15 protein-coding genes are annotated in these 18,545 nt (G+C 59.6%); 10 read left to right on the plus strand and 5 right to left on the minus strand.

Annotated elements, in window-relative coordinates; all coding sequences use genetic code 11:
- Positions 1-158 precede the first annotated feature (158 nt).
- The 5 genes from gatC (at position 159) to VGC62_RS26530 (ending at position 5,043) form a co-directional block, all read left to right on the plus strand.
- Positions 159-446: an Asp-tRNA(Asn)/Glu-tRNA(Gln) amidotransferase subunit GatC gene (gene gatC / locus VGC62_RS26510; protein WP_331190040.1), complete on the plus strand. Its 288-nt coding sequence runs from the start codon at positions 159-161 to the stop codon at positions 444-446.
- 15 nt (positions 447-461) lie between these two features.
- Entirely contained in the window at positions 462-1,913 is a 1,452-nt protein-coding gene (gatA, locus tag VGC62_RS26515; RefSeq protein WP_331190041.1) for an Asp-tRNA(Asn)/Glu-tRNA(Gln) amidotransferase subunit GatA, read from the plus strand.
- Positions 1,914-1,924: 11 nt separating this feature from the next.
- Positions 1,925-3,370, plus strand: coding sequence for an Asp-tRNA(Asn)/Glu-tRNA(Gln) amidotransferase subunit GatB (gene gatB, locus VGC62_RS26520; RefSeq protein WP_331190042.1), 1,446 nt, complete (start codon positions 1,925-1,927; stop codon positions 3,368-3,370).
- 179 nt (positions 3,371-3,549) lie between these two features.
- A complete protein-coding gene (locus tag VGC62_RS26525) occupies positions 3,550-3,924 on the plus strand; it encodes a septal ring lytic transglycosylase RlpA family protein (protein WP_331190043.1) in 375 nt (124 codons plus the stop codon).
- A 69-nt stretch (positions 3,925-3,993) separates the two neighbouring features.
- Positions 3,994-5,043 carry a calcium/sodium antiporter gene (locus tag VGC62_RS26530; protein ID WP_331190072.1) on the plus strand — a complete coding sequence of 350 codons (1,050 nt, stop codon included), beginning with the start codon at positions 3,994-3,996 and terminating at the stop codon, positions 5,041-5,043.
- A 42-nt stretch (positions 5,044-5,085) separates the two neighbouring features.
- Here VGC62_RS26530 and VGC62_RS26535 read toward each other — a convergent pair whose 3' ends face one another.
- From VGC62_RS26535 to ptsP, 5 genes are all read right to left on the minus strand, one after another.
- Positions 5,086-6,027 carry an AEC family transporter gene (locus VGC62_RS26535; protein ID WP_331190044.1) on the minus strand — a complete coding sequence of 314 codons (942 nt, stop codon included), beginning with the start codon at positions 6,025-6,027 and terminating at the stop codon, positions 5,086-5,088.
- Positions 6,028-6,352: 325 nt separating this feature from the next.
- On the minus strand, positions 6,353-7,912 hold the full coding sequence (locus tag VGC62_RS26540; protein ID WP_331190045.1) for an alkaline phosphatase D family protein: 1,560 nt from the start codon (positions 7,910-7,912) through the stop codon (positions 6,353-6,355).
- A 155-nt stretch (positions 7,913-8,067) separates the two neighbouring features.
- Positions 8,068-9,804, minus strand: a complete 1,737-nt coding sequence (locus tag VGC62_RS26545) for a PTS fructose-like transporter subunit IIB (RefSeq protein WP_331190046.1) — start codon at positions 9,802-9,804, stop codon at positions 8,068-8,070.
- Between the two features lie 17 nt (positions 9,805-9,821).
- Positions 9,822-10,760 (minus strand): 1-phosphofructokinase, encoded by a 939-nt coding sequence (gene pfkB / locus VGC62_RS26550; RefSeq protein ID WP_331190047.1) that lies wholly within the window; start codon positions 10,758-10,760, stop codon positions 9,822-9,824.
- Positions 10,760-13,630, minus strand: coding sequence for a phosphoenolpyruvate--protein phosphotransferase (ptsP, locus tag VGC62_RS26555; protein WP_331190048.1), 2,871 nt, complete (start codon positions 13,628-13,630; stop codon positions 10,760-10,762). Before ptsP ends, pfkB begins: the two co-directional genes overlap by 1 nt.
- Positions 13,631-14,255: 625 nt before the next feature.
- On the opposite strand from ptsP, the gene cra reads away from it, so the two are divergent.
- The 5 genes from cra (at position 14,256) to VGC62_RS26580 (ending at position 18,514) form a co-directional block, all read left to right on the plus strand.
- Positions 14,256-15,251: a catabolite repressor/activator gene (gene cra / locus VGC62_RS26560; protein WP_331190049.1), complete on the plus strand. Its 996-nt coding sequence runs from the start codon at positions 14,256-14,258 to the stop codon at positions 15,249-15,251.
- On the plus strand, positions 15,208-16,032 hold the full coding sequence (locus tag VGC62_RS26565) for a TatD family hydrolase (RefSeq protein ID WP_331190050.1): 825 nt from the start codon (positions 15,208-15,210) through the stop codon (positions 16,030-16,032). Before cra ends, VGC62_RS26565 begins: the two co-directional genes overlap by 44 nt.
- A gap of 93 nt (positions 16,033-16,125) precedes the next feature.
- The gene (locus VGC62_RS26570) at positions 16,126-16,542 is read left to right on the plus strand and encodes a low affinity iron permease family protein (protein WP_331190051.1); all 417 of its coding nucleotides are present in this window, start codon (positions 16,126-16,128) and stop codon (positions 16,540-16,542) included.
- Positions 16,543-16,635: 93 nt separating this feature from the next.
- Entirely contained in the window at positions 16,636-17,760 is a 1,125-nt protein-coding gene (locus tag VGC62_RS26575; RefSeq protein WP_331190052.1) for a DUF3182 family protein, read from the plus strand.
- The gene (locus VGC62_RS26580; RefSeq protein WP_331190053.1) at positions 17,744-18,514 is read left to right on the plus strand and encodes an alpha/beta hydrolase family protein; all 771 of its coding nucleotides are present in this window, start codon (positions 17,744-17,746) and stop codon (positions 18,512-18,514) included. Before VGC62_RS26575 ends, VGC62_RS26580 begins: the two co-directional genes overlap by 17 nt.
- The last annotated feature ends 31 nt before the right edge of the window (positions 18,515-18,545 follow it).

The raw sequence follows: 18,545 nt of genomic DNA on the forward strand, positions 1-18,545 counted from the left end.
AACAACGACAGGGATTTTGGGCAAGGAGCCAATATGTTAAATTGGCGGTTTTTCCGAGCACTACCCTCGACGTTCGCGGCCTTATGACCGTTTAAAGCGTGTAGTGTTCTGCAATCTGACGTACGGCGCATGCCGTTCGCATTCCACTGGAGAACCCCATGGCGCTTGATCGCTCCGACGTGGAAAAAATCGCCCATCTGGCCCGACTCGGCCTGAATGACGCCGATATACCACGTACCACCGAAGCACTTAACAGCATTCTAGGACTGGTCGACCAGATGCAAGCGGTCGACACCACCGGTATCGAGCCTCTTGCGCACCCGCTTGAAGCTTCTCAACGACTGCGTGAAGACGTGGTCACCGAGAGCAACCACCGTGACACGTATCAAGCCATCGCACCAGCGGTCCAAGACGGCCTTTATCTGGTTCCGAAAGTCATCGACTAAGGGAATGTGCCTGCAATGCATCAAATGACACTGGCAGAGATCGCTCGCGGACTCGCCGATAAAAAGTTTTCTTCCGAAGAATTGACCCGCACGTTGCTGGCCCGTATCGCCCAGCTCGACCCGCAGATCAACAGCTTCATTACCCTCACCGAAGACCTGGCCATCACCCAGGCCCAGGCCGCTGACGCGCGCCGTGCAGCTGGCGAGAATGGCGCCCTGCTGGGCGTCCCGCTGGCGCACAAGGACTTGTTCTGCACCAAAGGCATCCGCACCAGTTGCGGGTCGAAGATGCTCGACAACTTCAAGGCACCCTATGACGCCACCGTGGTGGCCAGGTTGGCAAGCGCTGGCACGGTGACGCTCGGCAAGACCAACATGGACGAATTCGCCATGGGGTCGGCCAACGAATCCAGCCATTACGGCCCGGTGAAAAACCCGTGGAACCTCGATCACGTACCGGGCGGCTCGTCCGGCGGTTCGGCGGCTGCGGTTGCCGCTCGTCTGTTACCTGCGGCCACCGGCACCGATACCGGCGGTTCGATCCGCCAGCCCGCGGCGCTGACCAACCTGACCGGCCTCAAACCGACCTACGGTCGCGTTTCGCGCTGGGGCATGATCGCTTATGCCTCCAGCCTCGATCAGGCTGGCCCGATGGCACGTACCGCCGAAGACTGCGCCCTGCTGCTGCAAGGCATGGCGGGCTTCGACACGAACGATTCCACCAGCATCGACGAACCCGTGCCCGATTATGCCGCCAGCCTCAACGGTTCGCTGCAAGGTCTACGCATCGGCGTGCCGAAGGAGTACTTCAGTGCAGGTCTGGACCCGCGCATCGCCGACCTGGTCATGGCCAGCGTCGAAGAGCTGAAAAAACTCGGTGCCGTAGTCAAGGACGTCAGCCTGCCCAACCTGCAACACGCGATCCCTGCTTATTACGTCATCGCGCCAGCAGAAGCCTCCTCCAACCTGTCGCGCTTCGACGGCGTACGCTTTGGCTATCGCTGCGAAGATCCAAAAGACCTGACCGATCTGTACAAGCGCTCCCGCGCCGAGGGCTTCGGTCCTGAAGTGCAGCGCCGGATTCTGGTCGGCGCTTATGCGCTGTCGGCGGGTTACTACGACGCCTATTACCTGCAAGCGCAAAAAATTCGTCGCCTGATCAAAAATGACTTCATGAACGCCTTCACCGAAGTCGACGTAATCCTTGGCCCGACCACGCCCAACCCGGCCTGGAAAATCGGCGCCAAGAACAACGACCCGATTTCTGCCTATCTGGAAGACTTCTACACCATCACCGCCAACCTCGCGGGTCTGCCGGGCTTGTCCATGCCTGCGGGCTTTGCCGACGGTCTGCCGGTGGGCGTGCAGTTGCTTGCGCCGTATTTCCAGGAAGGCCGCCTGCTGAATGTCGCGCATCAGTATCAGCAAGTCACTGACTGGCACTTACGCGCCCCTACAGGCTTCTAAGGAGAAAACACATGCAATGGGAAGTCGTGATCGGGCTGGAGATTCATACCCAGCTCACCACCCACTCGAAGATTTTCTCCGGCAGCGCCACCACGTTCGGCTCTGAGCCCAACACGCAGGCCAGCCTGGTTGACCTGGGCATGCCTGGCTCGCTGCCGGTGTTGAACAAAGAAGCGGTGCAAATGGCGGTCAAGTTCGGCCTGGCCATCGACGCCGAAATTGGCCAGCACAACGTGTTCGCCCGCAAGAACTACTTCTACCCGGACTTGCCCAAGGGCTACCAGATCAGCCAAATGGAACTACCGATTGTCGGCAAAGGCCATCTGGACATCACCCTGGAAGACGGCACCATCAAGCGCATCGGTGTGACCCGCGCACACCTGGAAGAAGATGCCGGCAAAAGCCTGCATGAAGACTTCAGCGGCATGACCGGGATCGACCTCAACCGCGCCGGTACACCGCTGCTGGAGATTGTTTCCGAGCCGGACATGCGCTCGGCCAAAGAAGCAGTGGCCTATGTCAAAGCCATGCACGCGCTGGTGCGTTACCTGGGGATCTGCGACGGCAACATGGCCGAAGGCTCGCTACGCTGCGACTGCAACGTGTCAATTCGTCCGAAAGGCCAGGTCGAGTACGGCACGCGTTGCGAGATCAAGAACGTCAACTCGTTCCGCTTCATCGAGAAGGCAATCAACAGCGAAATCCAGCGGCAGATCGACCTGATCGAAGACGGCGGCAAAGTCATTCAACAGACCCGCCTGTACGATCCGGCCAAAGACGAAACCCGCTCCATGCGCAGCAAGGAAGAAGCCAACGACTACCGTTACTTCCCCGACCCTGACTTGTTGCCGGTGGTCATCGAAGATTCGTTCCTTGATCAGGTTCGCGCCACACTGCCCGAGCTTCCCCCGCAAAAACGCGAACGTTTCCAGTCGCAATTCGGGCTGTCGGCCTACGACGCCAGCGTTCTGGCATCGAGCCGTGAGCAAGCGGATTACTTCGAGAAAGTGGTGACCATCAGCGGCGATGCCAAGTTGGCGGCCAACTGGGTGATGGTTGAACTGGGCTCCCTGCTGAACAAGCAAGGCGTCGAAATTGACGAGTCGCCGGTCAGCGCCGAGCAGTTGGGCGGCATGCTGCTGCGCATCACCGACAACACCATCTCCGGCAAAATCGCGAAAATGGTCTTCGAGGCCATGGCCAATGGTGAAGGCAGCGCCGATGAGGTGATCGAGAAGCGCGGCCTGAAACAAGTCACCGACAGCGGCGCCATCGAGTCGATGCTCGACGACGTGCTGGCGGCCAACGCAGAGCAAGTCGAACAGTATCGCGCGGCAGACGAAGCCAAACGCGGCAAGATGTTTGGTTTCTTCGTTGGTCAGGCGATGAAGGCCTCCAAAGGCAAGGCCAATCCGCAGCAGGTCAATGAGCTGTTGAAAAGCAAGCTGGAAGGTTGATGTAAGCGTTGATCCTCATCCGGTAGGAGCGAATTCATTCGCGAAACGATAGTACATACGACAAATAAGCGTTGGTGTGCCTGCGTCTCGCGAATGAATTCGCTCCTACAGTTTGGTCTGGCTTCATCCCGGGCGACATAGAACAGCCGGGTAAAGAAATCTTCAAAGGACTGCGCCCCATGCTACGGCTTCTCGGCGCTTGCGCCCTACTCTCCCTGCTGGCCGGTTGCGCCAGTGAAAGCATTATTGACCCTCACGGCTACAACGCCACAGGCGGTGCGTCGTACTACGGTGCCAAACACCAAGGCAAACGCACTGCCAGCGGTGAGCGCTTCGATCAAAACTCACTGACGGCGGCCCATCGGCAACTGCCCTTTGGCACTCGCGTGCAGGTCACCAACCTGGACAACAACAGAAAGGTCGTGGTGCGCATCAATGATCGCGGGCCGCACACTCGCGCACGCCTGATTGACGTATCACGCGCAGCGGCCGAGCAATTAGGTATGCTGCGCAACGGCACCGCCAAGGTTCGCGTGCAGGCGCTGGACGATTGACTGCCACTCCCCAACCGAACACCGAAGGTATCCTGAATTCTCGAATTATCGACACTGCCGCTGCCCAATCTGATTGAGCTGATCGGTGGCCTGCTGTTACTCATCATCGGCGCTGAATTGTCGGTGCGCGCAGCCGTGGGGCTGGCGGCCATTCTTCAGACTCGCCCGCTGTTCCTGGGCCTGACCGTCGTGGCATTAGGCAGCAGCGCGCCGCAAATGGCGGTCGGCCTGCAAGCCGCATTTTCAAGCAGCAGCGACATCGCTATCGGCAGCGTCGTCGGCAGCAACATCTTCAACGTACTGGTCACCCTTGGGCTGGCGGCGCTGATCATCCCGCTGCGCGTTGCTCGGCAGTTGGTCCGGGTCGACATCCCGCTGATGATCGGCGCCACTGCATTGGTGGCTGCGCTTTCCTGGAATGGCGTGCTCAGCGGGTTGGACGGGGCGATTTTGCTACTCGTTCTGGGCGGCTACCTCGTCATCGTGCTGCGCCAGTCCGCCCATGGCACCCACTGTTTAATCATTGCGGATCGTCCGAAAAGGAAGGTTCGCCCGCTGATCGCGCAGTTGGCGATGATGATCGGTGGGCTGGCATTGATGATCTACGGCAGCCACTTTCTGGTCAGTGCCGCCACCGTCATCGCGCAGGACCTGGGGCTGTCCGAGCGAGTCATTGGCCTTACCGTGATCGGCATCGCCACATCACTCCCAGGGTTAATGACATCGCTGATTGCAGCCTTGCGTGGCGAACGGGATATCGCCGTGGGCAACGTGATCGGCAGCAATCTGTTCAATCTGCTGGGCGTGTTGGGCGCCACCGCGCTGATCAGCCCGCAGCCGTTGTCGATCTCACCCAACGCACTGGATTTCGACCTACCAGTAATGCTCGCGACGGCTGCGTTGACCTTGCCGCTGTTCTACTCGGGCTATCGCATCACACGCCTGGAAGGCTTGCTGCTGTTGGCGTTGTATGTGGTTTACGGACTGCACATCGTGTCGTTTACAACGGGCATGCCACTGGCCGATCAGTTGGAGAGCCTGATGCTTCATTACGTGCTGCCGGTGCTCGCGTTAGGTATCGCGTTCACCACCGTACGGGCGTGGCGACGGCAGCATTGATGGAGCTGGCGGTGCCCTGCGTATTGGAACGGGCACCGGCCGTTAGATCCACCCACCCCATTGCAAAATGACGATGCCGATGTTGGTCGTCACCGCCGCAGCGAGGGTGGTCATCACAATAATGGCGGCGGCCAACTCATGATTGCCATTGGCCGCACGGACCATGACGTAGCTGGCTGAAGCCGTCGGTGCGCCGAAATACAGAAACAGAATCCCCAACTCCGCGCCCCGAAACCCAACCAACCACGCGCCAAACGTGCAGATCAAGGGTAACCAGACCATCTTCATCAAACTGGCACTGACCACCAGGCTGCCGCTTTCGCGCAGGGATTTAAGCGACAAGGTGCCACCAATACAGATCAACGCCAGTGGCAGGGTCATCTGCGCCAGGTAACTGCCCGAGGTGTCGAGCCACTTGGGGAGTGGAATCTGGAAATAAGCGAACGGCGCAGCAAACACGATGCTCAGGATCAGCGGGTTGGCCAGCACGCTTTTGAAGATGCTCCACGGATCGGATTTGATCACCGGGCTGTACACCGCCAGCACCACGGTCGCCAGCGTGTTGTAGAACAGAATCACCAGCGCGGCGAGGATCGCTCCCAACGAAATACCGTAATCGCCATACATGCTGGCCGCCAGCGCGAGACCGATGACGCCGTTGTTGCCGCGAAACGCACCTTGGGTGTAGATCCCGCGTTCTGCGTAAGGCACCCGGTAAATTGCCCACCCCCAGGCAATGGCGAAACCGACCAGGGTGGCGACGATGAAGTAAATCAACACGCCTGGCTTAAATGCAGCGTGCAGATCAGCGTGAATAATCCCCAGGAACAACAGCGCCGGCATGGTGCAGTTGAACACCAGGGCTGAGGCTGTGTGGATAAAACTGTCGTTGATCCAGGCGATGCGTTTGAGCACAACACCGAGAAACAACATGGCGAACACCGGCGCAGTGATGTTCAGGGTTTCCAGAAAAATAGCCAACATGCCGATCAAAACCCTGTCCCGTCGTTAGGTGGCTAATGATATGCCAGCGTAGACGGTTGCGTGACAGGGAATTGCGGCGAATGCAGATGTGGAGGCTGACGCAGCCCTGGTAGGAGCATGCCCCCTGATACCTCGATCATTCTGATCCACCGCATTTGCCAAATTTACTGCCGCTGCGCGCCAGATCGCGAGCAAGCAACGCTCCGGCGACCCGCCAGAATCAAAAGCGGGAAAGCCCTGACACCCGGTTTGCTGCGCGACAGCCCGGCGTCTGGACGGCGGGCCACCTCCTACAGGTGATGCGGTGTCGTAAGCCCGGAATCAATCAAGCCTGCGCAGGCACCAGTTTCTTTTCGAACACCGAAACCCCATCCAGATCACGCAGGGTCACAGTCAACTCCGAGGTCTGCCCGTCGATGTTCACTTCCCCAAAGAACTGATACCCGGCAAACGGCGACATGTTTTGCGCAGTCGGGGCTTTCTGGAACACCAGTTCCGGGCCGAAGGTCTTGTCCAGTGTGTTAGGCCCGAACGTCCCGGCATTCAACGGCCCGGCGACGAATTCCCAAAATGGATCGAAATCCTGAAACACCGCCAGATCCGGCTGATAGTGGTGTGCCGCGCAGTAATGCACATCGGCGGTCAGCCACACGCAGTCCTTGATCTTCTGCGCACGCAGGTAACCCAGCAGTTCGGCGACTTCCAGCTCACGACCTTTTGGCGCGCCGTTATCGCTGTTGGCTATCGCCTCCCACCGCGCAACGCCCGGGCTGACTTCACCATCCGGCACACCCAGGCCAATGGGCATGTCCGCCGCGATGACCTTCCATTGCGCGCCCGACACCGCCAATTCGCGCTTAAGCCAATCCAACTGTTCACGACCGAGAAACGCTGTAGTCGGCCCCTTTTTTTCAGCCAGATTCGCATCGTTACCGTCGCGATAACTGCGCATATCCAGCACGAATACATCCAACATCGGGCCGTAACTGAGTTTGCGATAAACACGCCCGCCGTTGTCGGCATTCTGCAAACGCATTGGCGCGTATTCGAGAAACGCCTGACGCCCGCGCGCGGCCAATAGCTGGATGTCTTTCACCTTGTAGCGATCATCCAGTTGCTTGCTCGGCGACCAGTTATTGCTGACTTCGTGGTCGTCCCATTGCCAGATCTGCGGCACCTGGGCGTTGAAGCGGCGCAGGTTTTCGTCCAGCAGGTTGTAGCGGTAAGCGCCGCGATATTCGTCGAGCGTCTCGGCGACCTTGCTCTTTGCTTGGGTGGTGATATTGCGCCAGACGCGGCCGTCTTCCGCGACGATCTCGGCGGGCACCGGGCCGTCAGCGTAGATGGTGTCGCCGCTGTGGATAAAAAAGTCCGGCAAGCGCAGGCGCATGGCTTCATAGATGCGCATGCCGCCGATGTCCGGGTTGATGCCAAAGCCCTGGCCCACGGTGTCACCACTCCAGACGAACCGAATGTCGCGTTTGGTCTGCGGGACACTGCGCAGATGCCCAAACCAAGGCTCGCTGGCAACGCTGGTTTGTGCATCTTCGAAGAACACGCGATAGAAGATCGCTTGATCGCTGGGCAGGCCGGTGAGTTCAACCCGGGCGGTAAAGTCAGTACGTTGGTCGGCCAGCAACGAGACGCTGCGGCGCGGACTATTGAAGGTGCTTCGGGTGTCCCACTCCACGACCATGCGCGACGGACGGTCGCTGCGACTCCAGACCATCGCCCGATCACCTTGCAAGTCGCCGGACTGCACGCCATCGGTCATTTTCGGACGGTCTTTGACAGACGCGATGACAGCCGGCGCAAGCCCTGGAAGCAGCAGACCCGCGCCGGCGGCCTGAATGATGCGACGGCGGGTCAGGTCCAATTGAGTCATTTTTATCCCCCTATCAAACGAATATGCAGGGGTAAAATTTACAGACGGTTGTTGGCTGGAATGTGACAGGGACTTCAGGCGACACAACGACCAATAAGACTGCCACCTGTCTCGTGCCGCTGTCGCCTCCACAATATTTCCGGTGCTAACGAACGCTATGTCCCCGCAGGCACCGCATCCAGCTCAACCCCCTCCGGCCGTTTCAATGCGGCATACAACAACCCCGTCACCAGGCTGCCCGCCACAATCGCCAGCAGGTACAACAGTGCATGATTGATCGCATTGGGGATCAACAGCACGAACAGCCCGCCATGCGGCGCCATCAGTTTGCAGCCAAAATACATCGACAGCGCCCCAGTCAGCGCGCCGCCAACAATGCTTGCCGGGATCACTCGCAATGGATCTTTAGCCGCAAACGGAATCGCGCCTTCAGAAATGAAACACAGCCCCAGCACAAATGCTGCCTTGCCCGCCTCACGTTCACTTTGCGCGAATTTGTGCCGAGCGATCAGCGCGGCGATGCCCATGCCGATTGGCGGAACCATCCCCGCCGCCATGGTCGCGGCCATCGGCGCACCGCTGCTGGAGGCCAGCAACCCGACCGAAAACGCGTACGATGCTTTGTTGATCGGCCCACCCAGATCAGCGCACATCATGGCGCCCAGCAACACGCCCAGCAGTACGGCGTTAGCAGTGCCCATGGTGTCGAGAAAATGGGTCAGACCTTCGAGCATGCCTGCGACTGGTTTGCCGACGACGTAAATCATCACCAGACCGGTGAACAGGCTCGCCAGCAACGGAATGATCAGAATTGGTTTCAGCGCTTCGAGGCTGGCCGGCAATTTCGCATAGCGATTGACCGCCCATGCACTGTATCCCGCGAGAAAACCGGCGATGATCCCGCCAATAAAACCGGCGCCCAACGTGCTCGCCAGCAACCCGCCGATCATGCCGGGCGCAAGCCCAGGGCGGTCAGCGATGGAATACGCGATATAACCCGCCAGCAACGGCACCATCAGCTGGAACGCTGCCCCCGCGCCAATCTGCTTCAAGGCGGCAGCCAGCGTTCCCGGCTCGTCAGCCGCATGAATGCCAAACACAAACGACAGCGCGATCAACAACCCACCCGCCACCACCATTGGCAGCATGAACGACACGCCGGTCAGCAAGTGCTTATAGACACCGGTTTTCTCCTGTTTGGTCGGCGCTTTCGAAGCGCCCTGCGAGGATTCGACCTTGCCTTCGGCGAGCGCTTTTTTCAGCGTCGCCTCTGCTTGTTTGAGCGCGATGCCAGTGCCGCAGCGATAAATCCGCTTGCCGACGAAACGCTCGGTGGCGACCTCGATATCAGCGGCGAGCAACACCACGTCAGCCTCGGCAATCGCTTGAGCATCGAGCGGATTACGCGCGCCGACCGAACCCTGGGTTTCGACCTGCAACTGATAACCGAGCTTCTTCGCCGCCTGCTGAATCGCCTCGGCAGCCATAAAGGTATGGGCGACGCCGGTCGGACACGCGGTGACCGCGACCAGACGTGGTTGAGCGCTGCTCACGACCGATGCGGTTTGTGCGTCAGTGGCGATGTAAGGCTCGGCGAGCTGCGCGCCAGTGCGCACAAACCCATCCACATCCTGCAACGCCTGGGCAGGCGTCGATTGATAAAGCCGTTTGCCAACGAACCGCTTGAGGTCCAGCGGGCCGGTATTGACTACCAGCACCCAATCGGCAGCCGCGATGTCAGCGGGCGTCAGTTGCTGTTGCGCATTAGCCGGATCATGCACCTCGACACTGGTGCTCCAGCCTTGGCGCTGGGCCGCTGCGTCGAGCAGTCGAGCGCTGAGGACACTGCTGATCTTGCCATTGGGGCAGGCCGTAACGATGGCTAGCTTCATCAAAATTCCTCTTTTTATTATTCCGTCAGCGGGCGTACATGGACGCCACTCGCAAGCCGCTTGAGTTGTGTGACGTCGTTGATGCCGAAGCCGATCTGCGTCACGGCCATCGCGGCAATCGCCGTGGCGATGCGTAAGGTCTGCTCCGGTGAATGGCCGCTGAGCAAACCATGGACCATGCCCGCGAGCAGCGAGTCGCCGGCCCCTACGGTGCTGGCGACCGTGACCTTCGGCGGCAGCGCATGCAAGGCGATGTTCGGAGCGAACCAATGCACACCTTCGGAGCCCTGAGAAATCACCACATTTTCGATCCCGCGCTGATGCAACTGCACGGCGGCCTGTGACTGCGCGGCAATCGAAATGATCGGTGCATCCAGTGCATCAGCCAGCTCTTCGGTGTTGGGCTTGATCAGCCAAGGCGAGGCTTCAAGCCCCAGACGCAAGGCCTCGCCGCTGGTGTCCAGCGCTACCTTGAGCCCCTGCGCGTTCAAACGCAGCAGCAAGGCTTTCAGCCAGTGGGCAGCGACACCGCGCGGCAGGCTACCTGCGACGACCACCAAGTCGAAACTCGGCGCGATTTGCTCGATGCGGGTCGCCAACGCCTGCTGAGCCTCAACACTGACCTCAGGGCCAGGCCCATTCAGATCGGTGATCCGTCCGCTGCTTTCTGCCAGTTTGATGTTGCTGCGGGTTTCGCCCGGCACACGAACGAACTCATCGGTGAAACCGCGCTGGCCGAACAGTGTTTCAAACGGCAGTTGATTGTCGACCCCGAGAAATCCCGCCACCGTCAACTCATGCCCCAGATCGGCCAACACCTGCGCAACGTTCAGTCCCTTGCCAGCGGCATGACACAACATCGCGTCGCTGCGGTTGACTTGGCCGACCTGCAACTGGCCCAACTGCACCGTCAGATCGAGCGCCGGGTTCATGGTCAATGTCAGAATTTTCGCCATTACAGCCCCTCCACAAGCGCGCGGACTTCACGGGCGCTGCCGACGGCCAATGCCGCCTGCGCCAATTGTCGTGCGTCACTTCTATTCAATTCGCGCACGCAGGCTTTGACTTCGCCAATGCTGCGGGCCGATACGCTCAGTTCATCAACCCCCAGGCCAACCAGAATCGGCACCGCCGCAGGATCGGCCGCCAGCTCGCCGCACACGCCCACCCACTTGCCATGCGCGTGGGCGGCCCGCACGGTGATGTCGATCAGTTGTAATACTGCCGGATGCAGCCCGTCAGCCTGCGCCGAGAGCGTCGGGTGCCCACGGTCGATGGCCAAGGTGTATTGGGTCAGGTCGTTGGTGCCAACGCTGAAAAAATCCACCTCTTTGGCCAGCACGGGTGCCAGCAGCGCTGCCGACGGCACTTCGATCATGATCCCGAGTTGTAAATCGGCGACCGGGATTTCCAGACGCAGGCGCTCAGTCATGTCCCGCGCCTGATGCCATTCCTCAACCGTGCCCACCATCGGAAACATGATCCGCAGCGCACGGTTGTCGGCAGCGCGCAACAAGGCGCGCAACTGGCTCTCCATGATGTCCGGACGTTGCAAGGTCAAACGAATGCCGCGCACGCCAAGGAACGGGTTTTCCTCTTTGTCGATTGGCCAGTACGGCAGCGGTTTGTCGCCACCGACGTCGAGCGTACGGACCACCAGCGGACGGCCTTGAAGGTCGTCGAGCACGCGTCGGTACTCAGCTTCTTGCGTGGCTTCATCTGGCGCCTGGTTGTGCGCCATGAACAGCAATTCGGTGCGCAACAAACCGATGCCTTCGGCGCCCTGCTCCACCGCTGCGGGTGTGCCCGCGCTGTCGCCAATGTTGGCGAACACTTCGACCGTGTGCCCGTCGCGAGTGACCGCAGGCTCCATGCGCAAGGCTGATGCGGCCTGCAATCGCTTGTCGCGGCGGTCCCGATCGTCAATCGCACGCTGCACAGTGATGGCGTCCGGCGTCACAGTGAGGCGCCCACGCTGACCGTCGATCAACAGCAGCGTGCCAGGTTTGATCAGCAATACGGCATCGCCCGCGCCTACCAGCGCCGGGATACCCAGCGCACGGGCCACAATGGCGCTGTGCGCAGTGGCGCCGCCGCGCGCGGTCAGAATCCCCGCGACACGGGTCGGATCGAGACGCGCAACGTCGGAGGGCCCGACTTCATCCATCACCAGAATGTACGGCTGCTGCGGCTCGGCCAACTCACCGACGCCACAGATTTGCGCCAGTACCCGACGGCCCACGTCACGCAGGTCAGCGGCGCGCTCGGCCAACAACACATCTTGCAATTGTTCCTGTTGCCGAGCTGCAGCATCGATCACGTTCATCCAGGCGGCGGCTGCGCTTTCGCCTTTTCTCAGGCGCGAGGCGACCTCATCGATCAGTTCGGGATCGTCGAGCATTTCCTGGTGAGTGATGAATATCTCGCGAATGGCCTTGGCCGTGCTGCGTTGGATCAGCCGCTCGATGTCTTGACGCACTTCGGCCAGGGCCGATTGCAAGCGTTGGTGTTCGATGGCGTGGGACTCGCCCAACAAGGGGTAGTCGAACACTGGCAACACCTGCACATGCGCCGGCCCCATGGCGATGCCCGGCGAGGCGCCAACCGCTTGAACCTGACTGCCGTGAGCCGGCGCTGACAGCGTGTGGGCAACGACAGCGGCCACGGCGGCTGTCGGTGCTGGCGCGGCGGCGGTCGGCAGCGGTTCGATGTCTTCCCCCAGGCCATCGCGTACCGCCGCGATCAGTGCGGGCAAAGCGTCACCCGCAACGCTCGGCTCAGCGATAAATTCCAATACTTGCCCGCGTCGCGCGCCCAGGCTCAATAGCTTGCTCAAGCTTTTGGCGGAGACGGCGCTTTCGCCAGTGTCGACGATTCGTACCTTGATCTCGCCGTCAAACCCCTTGGCCAGTTGCGCCAGGATTTTCGCCGGGCGGGCGTGCAAACCATGAGCATTGGCCAGAGCGACACGCTCGGTGGGCCAGTCTTGCGGTAGCTCGCCGCCCAGTACTTCCAGCACCGCACGGCTGTTGGTGGCGCCACCCAGTTCGTGGCCTCGGCCTTCGATCAGCAACGCACACAGGCGTTCGAGCAAGGCCTTATGGGCTTCACCCAGGCTGGCGAGGCAAAACAGGCCGGTCAAGGGCTGACCGAGGTGACGAATCGGTTTGTCCGGCGTGACAAATGCCAACCCCGGACGCTTGACCATTTGCTCGCGGTGTAACAACCACAGGCCATCGCCCAATGGCAGCGGCTCGACCTGTTGCAGCACGGCGGCGAAACCGTTGCTCGCACAATCCGCCCGACGCAGCAAACGTGCGCCATGCCAGACCAGCTCTTCAAAATCATCCACCGACACACCGAGGCCAATCATCTGCGCGTCCAGCGCCAGCGCTTGCGGCGCGCCTTGCAGCAACGTGAGCAGGGCTTCGGGATCTTTGGCCTGGCGCAACGCCTCACCCAGATCATCTTCGCCCAGTGCTCGCGTCAACAACTGAAGCAAGCGCAGGTGTTCGTCGGATTTGGCGGCAATACCGATGGCAAGGTAGACAATCTGGCCGTCGCCCCAATCCACCCCCTCGGGAAACTGCATCAAGCGCACGCCGGTGGCGAACACCTGATCGCGGGTTTCAGGGGTGCCGTGAGGAATAGCGATGCCTTGACCAAGAAACGTCGAACCCTGCTGTTCGCGGGCTTGCAGGCCAACGAGGTAACCTTCGGCAACCAAGCCATCGGCGACCAGCACATCAGCGAGCAAACGCAGTGCAGCGGCTTTATCAACAGCCGATTGCGCCATGGATATTTGCTCTACAGTGAGTTCGAGCATGCCTTCTCCTTGCTGCGCGGGTCGCGCCTGGTTCTTGTTTTATGGATCGATCATCGACTGCATCAGCGAGAAAGCTGCACCACACCGAGCCTCCGTGTTCACGACAAAAGCCGTAAAAAATAGCTGGCTGAATCGTTTAATCAGAATGGATCGGCACGTTACTCGATAATCTCTCCTGATTGAAGCCCAACTGGTCGGCTGCTGTAGGAAAATTCCTTGCCTGCCCCACAAAACCGTGTGAGCTGATCAACCGCCACATTGAAGTCACCCGCCAATGGCGCGCCGTAACTCATGTAGGAACTGGGCTTGTCCCGCGACCGGCGGGGAACCCGTCGTAAAACCTGCGCATGCGGTGTGACAGGCAGACCGCATACACCGGGCTTACTGCGGCCGCGCGCCAGATCGCGGGACAAGCCGCGCTCCTATCAGTGCGCTCTGGCCCTTTTGATACGGCCAAGTTTTTCAGCGAAAACACAGGCTGAAAGCTTGAGTATCTACAAGACCGCATCAGGCTTCCAAGGATGCGCTATGTTCCTCGTTGACCACGGTCTGGTGTAATCATGGCCTAGATCGGCGAAAATCCTCGGCGGCATGATCGATCCATCCAAAAAAAGGAATGTTCGGGTTGAAACTCAGTGATATTGCGCGTTTGGCGGGTGTGTCCGTGACCACTGCAAGCTATGTGATCAACGACAAAGCCCAGCAGCAACGCATCAGCAGTGCGACTGTCGAGCGCGTGCGCGCGGTGGTGGAGGAACATGGCTTCAAGCCTAACCCTCAAGCCGCTGGTTTGCGCAGCCGGCATACGCGCACGTTGGGTTTTATTTTGCCGGACTTGGAAAACCCCAGTTACGCGCGCATCGCCAAGCAACTGGAACAAGGCGCTCGGGCACGCGGCTATCAGTTGCTGATCGCCAGTTCCGACGATGATCCCATCAGCGAGCTGCAATTGCTGCAGTTGTTCCGGGCCCGCCGCTGCGATGCGCTGTTTGTTGCCAGTTGCCTGCCGACCAGCGATGACAGCTACCGCGAGCTGCAAAAACAAGGGCTGCCGGTGATCGCCATCGACCGGGAAATGGACCCTGAACTGTTCTGTTCGGTGGTCAGCGACGACCATGACGCCAGCCAGCAGTTGACCCGCAGCCTGCTCGAAACCCATCCGCGCCATATTGCCCTGCTTGGCGCGCAACCTGAGCTGAGTGTGAGCCGCGAGCGTGCCAGCGGTTTCAAGGACGCACTGGCGGGCTTTAGCGGCGATGTCATGATCGAGCACGCCGAATCGTTCAGCCGCGATTGCGGGCGGCAACTGGCGGGCCAATTGTTTGATCGGTTGGGTTATATGCCCGACGCATTGATCACCACTTCGTACGTGCTGCTACAAGGTGTTTTCGACTTATTGCAACAGCGCAACCTCAATCCGGCTCATCTGCACCTGGGCACGTTTGGCGACACACAGTTGTTGGACTTCCTGCCGCTGCCGGTCAACGCCATGGCCCAGCAGCACCACTTGATCGCCGAAAAAGCCCTGTCGCTGGCCTTGGCGGCGATTGAGAACGATCAATACGAGCCGGGCGTCCATGCCATTGTGCGCACCTTCAAACAACGCATTCACGAGGCGTAGCGTGAGATTGGTCGACACCCATACCCACCTGGATTTCGACGACTTCGATACAGATCGCCAGGCCGTGCTCAAGCATTGCCTGCAGTTGGGTGTCGAGCGCCTGGTGGTGCTTGGGGTGTATCAACGCAATCTGCAGCGGGTGTGGGATCTGGCGCTCAAGGAGCCTGCGGTTTACGCGGCACTCGGTTTACACCCCATTTATCTCGACGAACATAAGCCCGAACACCTGGATGCGTTGCGTAATCGCCTGGCTCAATTGGCAGGTCATCCAAAACTGTGCGCGATGGGCGAGATTGGCCTGGATTACTACGTTGAGTCGCTAGACCGTGGGCGCCAGCAGCAGATTTTCGAAGCCCAATTGCAGATGGCCGTCGACTTCAACTTGCCCGTGTTGCTCCATGTGCGGCGCAGTCACGCTGATGTCATTGCCACGCTCAAGCGCTTCAAGCTCAAGCGCAGCGGGATCATTCATGCGTTCGCGGGCAGTGCCGAGCAAGCACGCGAGTACATCAAGCTGGGCTTTAAACTTGGGCTGGGCGGCGCCGCCACTTGGCCCCAGGCACTGCGTATGCATCGGGTCATTGCCCAACTGCCGTTGGACAGCGTGGTGCTGGAAACCGATTCGCCGGACATGGCGCCTGCCATGTACCCCGGCCAGCGCAACAGCCCGGAACACTTGCCGGACATCTGCACTGAACTGGCAAAACTGATGAGCCTCGACGCTGGCAAGCTCGCACAAATCAGCACCGACAACGCTAAAGCAGTGTTTGGCTGGACTTGAATAACCTTCCGCCTGATTTCATTTTGTAAGAAGAAATTTCAAAGCGGTGTCGCGGTCCCTTAATTATCCCCCCCTTCACTAAGGAAACCGGCAATGAAATTCTCCAGATTCGCTCAAGCGTTATCGAAATGGAGTGGCAGTCCGACGACTTTTCTGGTCGCGGTACTGCTGATCTGCATTTGGGCATTCACCGGACCGTTGTTCCATTACAACGATACGTGGCAGCTGATCATCAACACCTCGACGACCATCATCACCTTCTTGATGGTGTTTTTGATTCAAAACACTCAGAACCGCGACACCGACCAGTTGCACATCAAGATCGATGAGCTGTTGCGCGTCACCAAGGATGCGCAAAACGCGGTGCTCAGCCTGGATAACCTGGATCAGAAAGAACTCCATGAGTTGCGCAAAAAGTACAAGGCGATGGGTGAGGGTGAAGAGGTCGACTGCAGCCAACCGTTCCCGGAACCGGAGTGCGATGAGCAATTGAAAGTTGCCGACCACTGATCAGCGTCGAGGAACTAGTCGGCGCTTCGGGCTTCGTAATTGAGGGTTCGGCCTGTCGGTTTGATCCGATATTTCTCAACAGGGAGTTCGCTTATGAGCGGGTCAGCAACCAGTATTGCAAAGGCTGAAGTCGTTCTGCTCGGCACCCATAAAACACTCGCCACACATGAAGTCGCCGTGCATTCGGCATTAGGCGAAAAAATCGCCAAACTCCTGGGCGCCCGATTTTGCGGCGTTTACGACCCCGCTCTGCACAAAGGTGCGGGGCTGTATTACATCCCTTCCGACACGTTGATTGGCAAAGAGCAAAACAAAGCGCTGAACATTCGCTCAGTGCATGACTTCTTTGGCGGCTTGATCCAGTACCCGTTCATGGCTACCAAAGCGATCTCTCATCCACTCATCGACAATGCCACGGCTAAGCCGGCTGGCTGGTCGGAGCGTTTTTTCGAAGAGGCAGCCGACTCGGTGCTGCATGGTTTTACGGTGTTCAATCTGGACGATGCCCGGCGCGCGGGTCGCCAGTTGTTGGCGGACGGGCCGGTCAGGATCAAACCGGTACTGGCCACCGCTGGACGCGGGCAGATCGTCGTGCAGTCGCAGGCCGAACTGGATGAAGCCATTGGCGCACAAGATCGCGCCGAGGTTGAAGAGTGGGGCCTGGTGCTGGAAGAAGACCTGCACGACGTCATTACCTATAGCGTTGGGCAGATACAGGTTGCAGGCATCGTGGTCAGTTATCACGGCACGCAAAGCTTGACGCAGGACAACGACGGCGAGACCGTTTATGGCGGGTCAGAACTGTGGCTGGTACGTGGAGACTACGAAAGACTGTTCACACCTGATCTCGACGCGGATGTCAGAAAGTCGATCAACCAGGCCATGACCTACGAGAAAGCAGCGCACGATTGCTTCCCCGGCTTCCTCGCATCAAGACGCAACTACGACATCGCTCATGGCACCAACTCACGCGGGCACGTGTGCTCCGGCGTGCTGGAACAGTCCTGGAGAATCGGCGGTGCGAGCCCGGCGGAAGTCGAGGCGCTGGTGGCGTTCGCCGCCGATCCGGCCCTGAACCGTATCAGCGTCTCGACCCACGAGATCTATGGCGAAACAACTCTGCCAGCAGACGCCAATGTACTTTACGAAGGCGATGACCCTGACGTCGGCTTCATCACCAAATTCACACAGGTCCAGCCTTATGACCGTGCGCAGTGAAACCATCGAAATCGCCGTCGATGAACAAAGCATCTCCGGCACCATCCTTACGCCCGGCGCCAGGTTGCCCGGCATCTTGTTCGTCCACGGCTGGGGCGGCAGCCAACAACGCGATCTGGCCCGCGCCAAAAACATCACCGGGCTGGGCTGCGTGTGCCTGACCTTTGACTTGCGTGGGCATGAACGCACCCATGAAATGCGGGCGTCGGTGTCTCGCGAGCACAGCATGGATGACCTGCTGGCCGCCTATGACCGACTCGCCAGCCACCCGTCTGTGGATAACAACGCAATTGCCGTGATTGGCAGCAGTTATGGCGGGTATCTGGCGGCTATCCTCAGTGGTATTCGCCCAGTGAGATGGCTGGCCTTGCGCGTGCCGGCTTTGTATTGGGATGCAGACTGGGACATGCCCAAGCAGGCCCTGGATCGGGACAAACTGGCGCACTATCGACGCTCTGCGGTAACCGCCGCTGACAATCGCGCGCTAGCGGCGTGCAAGGAGTTCCAAGGCGATGTGTTGCTGGTCGAATCCGAAACCGACGACTACGTGCCACATGCGACGCTGATGAGTTATCGCACGGCATTCGATCTGGCGCATTCGCTGACCTATCGCCTGCTGGACGGCGCCGACCACGCGCTAAGCAGTGACACCAGCCAGCATGCGTACACCAGCATTCTGACCAATTGGATCAGCGAAATGGTGATTGGCGCACGCCTGGTGGACTACCCGCATCAGTCTGCGGCATTTGCCTGAACCCGCCAACTGCGATCTTGGTGCAGGTGCT

Origin of the sequence: Pseudomonas sp. (genome assembly GCF_036404235.1) — a bacterium.
Taxonomy (GTDB): Bacteria; Pseudomonadota; Gammaproteobacteria; order Pseudomonadales; family Pseudomonadaceae; genus Aquipseudomonas.

Coding starts and splice junctions, on each gene's coding strand:
- gatC (WP_331190040.1), top strand. CDS start 159: ATGGCGCTTGATCGCTCCGACGTGGAAAAAATCGCCCATCTGGCCCGA.
- gatA (WP_331190041.1), top strand. CDS start 462: ATGCATCAAATGACACTGGCAGAGATCGCTCGCGGACTCGCCGATAAA.
- gatB (WP_331190042.1), top strand. CDS start 1,925: ATGCAATGGGAAGTCGTGATCGGGCTGGAGATTCATACCCAGCTCACC.
- VGC62_RS26525 (WP_331190043.1), top strand. CDS start 3,550: ATGCTACGGCTTCTCGGCGCTTGCGCCCTACTCTCCCTGCTGGCCGGT.
- VGC62_RS26535 (WP_331190044.1), bottom strand. CDS start 6,027: ATGTTGGCTATTTTTCTGGAAACCCTGAACATCACTGCGCCGGTGTTC.
- VGC62_RS26540 (WP_331190045.1), bottom strand. CDS start 7,912: ATGACTCAATTGGACCTGACCCGCCGTCGCATCATTCAGGCCGCCGGC.
- VGC62_RS26545 (WP_331190046.1), bottom strand. CDS start 9,804: ATGAAGCTAGCCATCGTTACGGCCTGCCCCAATGGCAAGATCAGCAGT.
- pfkB (WP_331190047.1), bottom strand. CDS start 10,760: ATGGCGAAAATTCTGACATTGACCATGAACCCGGCGCTCGATCTGACG.
- ptsP (WP_331190048.1), bottom strand. CDS start 13,630: ATGCTCGAACTCACTGTAGAGCAAATATCCATGGCGCAATCGGCTGTT.
- VGC62_RS26565 (WP_331190050.1), top strand. CDS start 15,208: ATGCCATTGTGCGCACCTTCAAACAACGCATTCACGAGGCGTAGCGTG.
- VGC62_RS26570 (WP_331190051.1), top strand. CDS start 16,126: ATGAAATTCTCCAGATTCGCTCAAGCGTTATCGAAATGGAGTGGCAGT.
- VGC62_RS26575 (WP_331190052.1), top strand. CDS start 16,636: ATGAGCGGGTCAGCAACCAGTATTGCAAAGGCTGAAGTCGTTCTGCTC.
- VGC62_RS26580 (WP_331190053.1), top strand. CDS start 17,744: ATGACCGTGCGCAGTGAAACCATCGAAATCGCCGTCGATGAACAAAGC.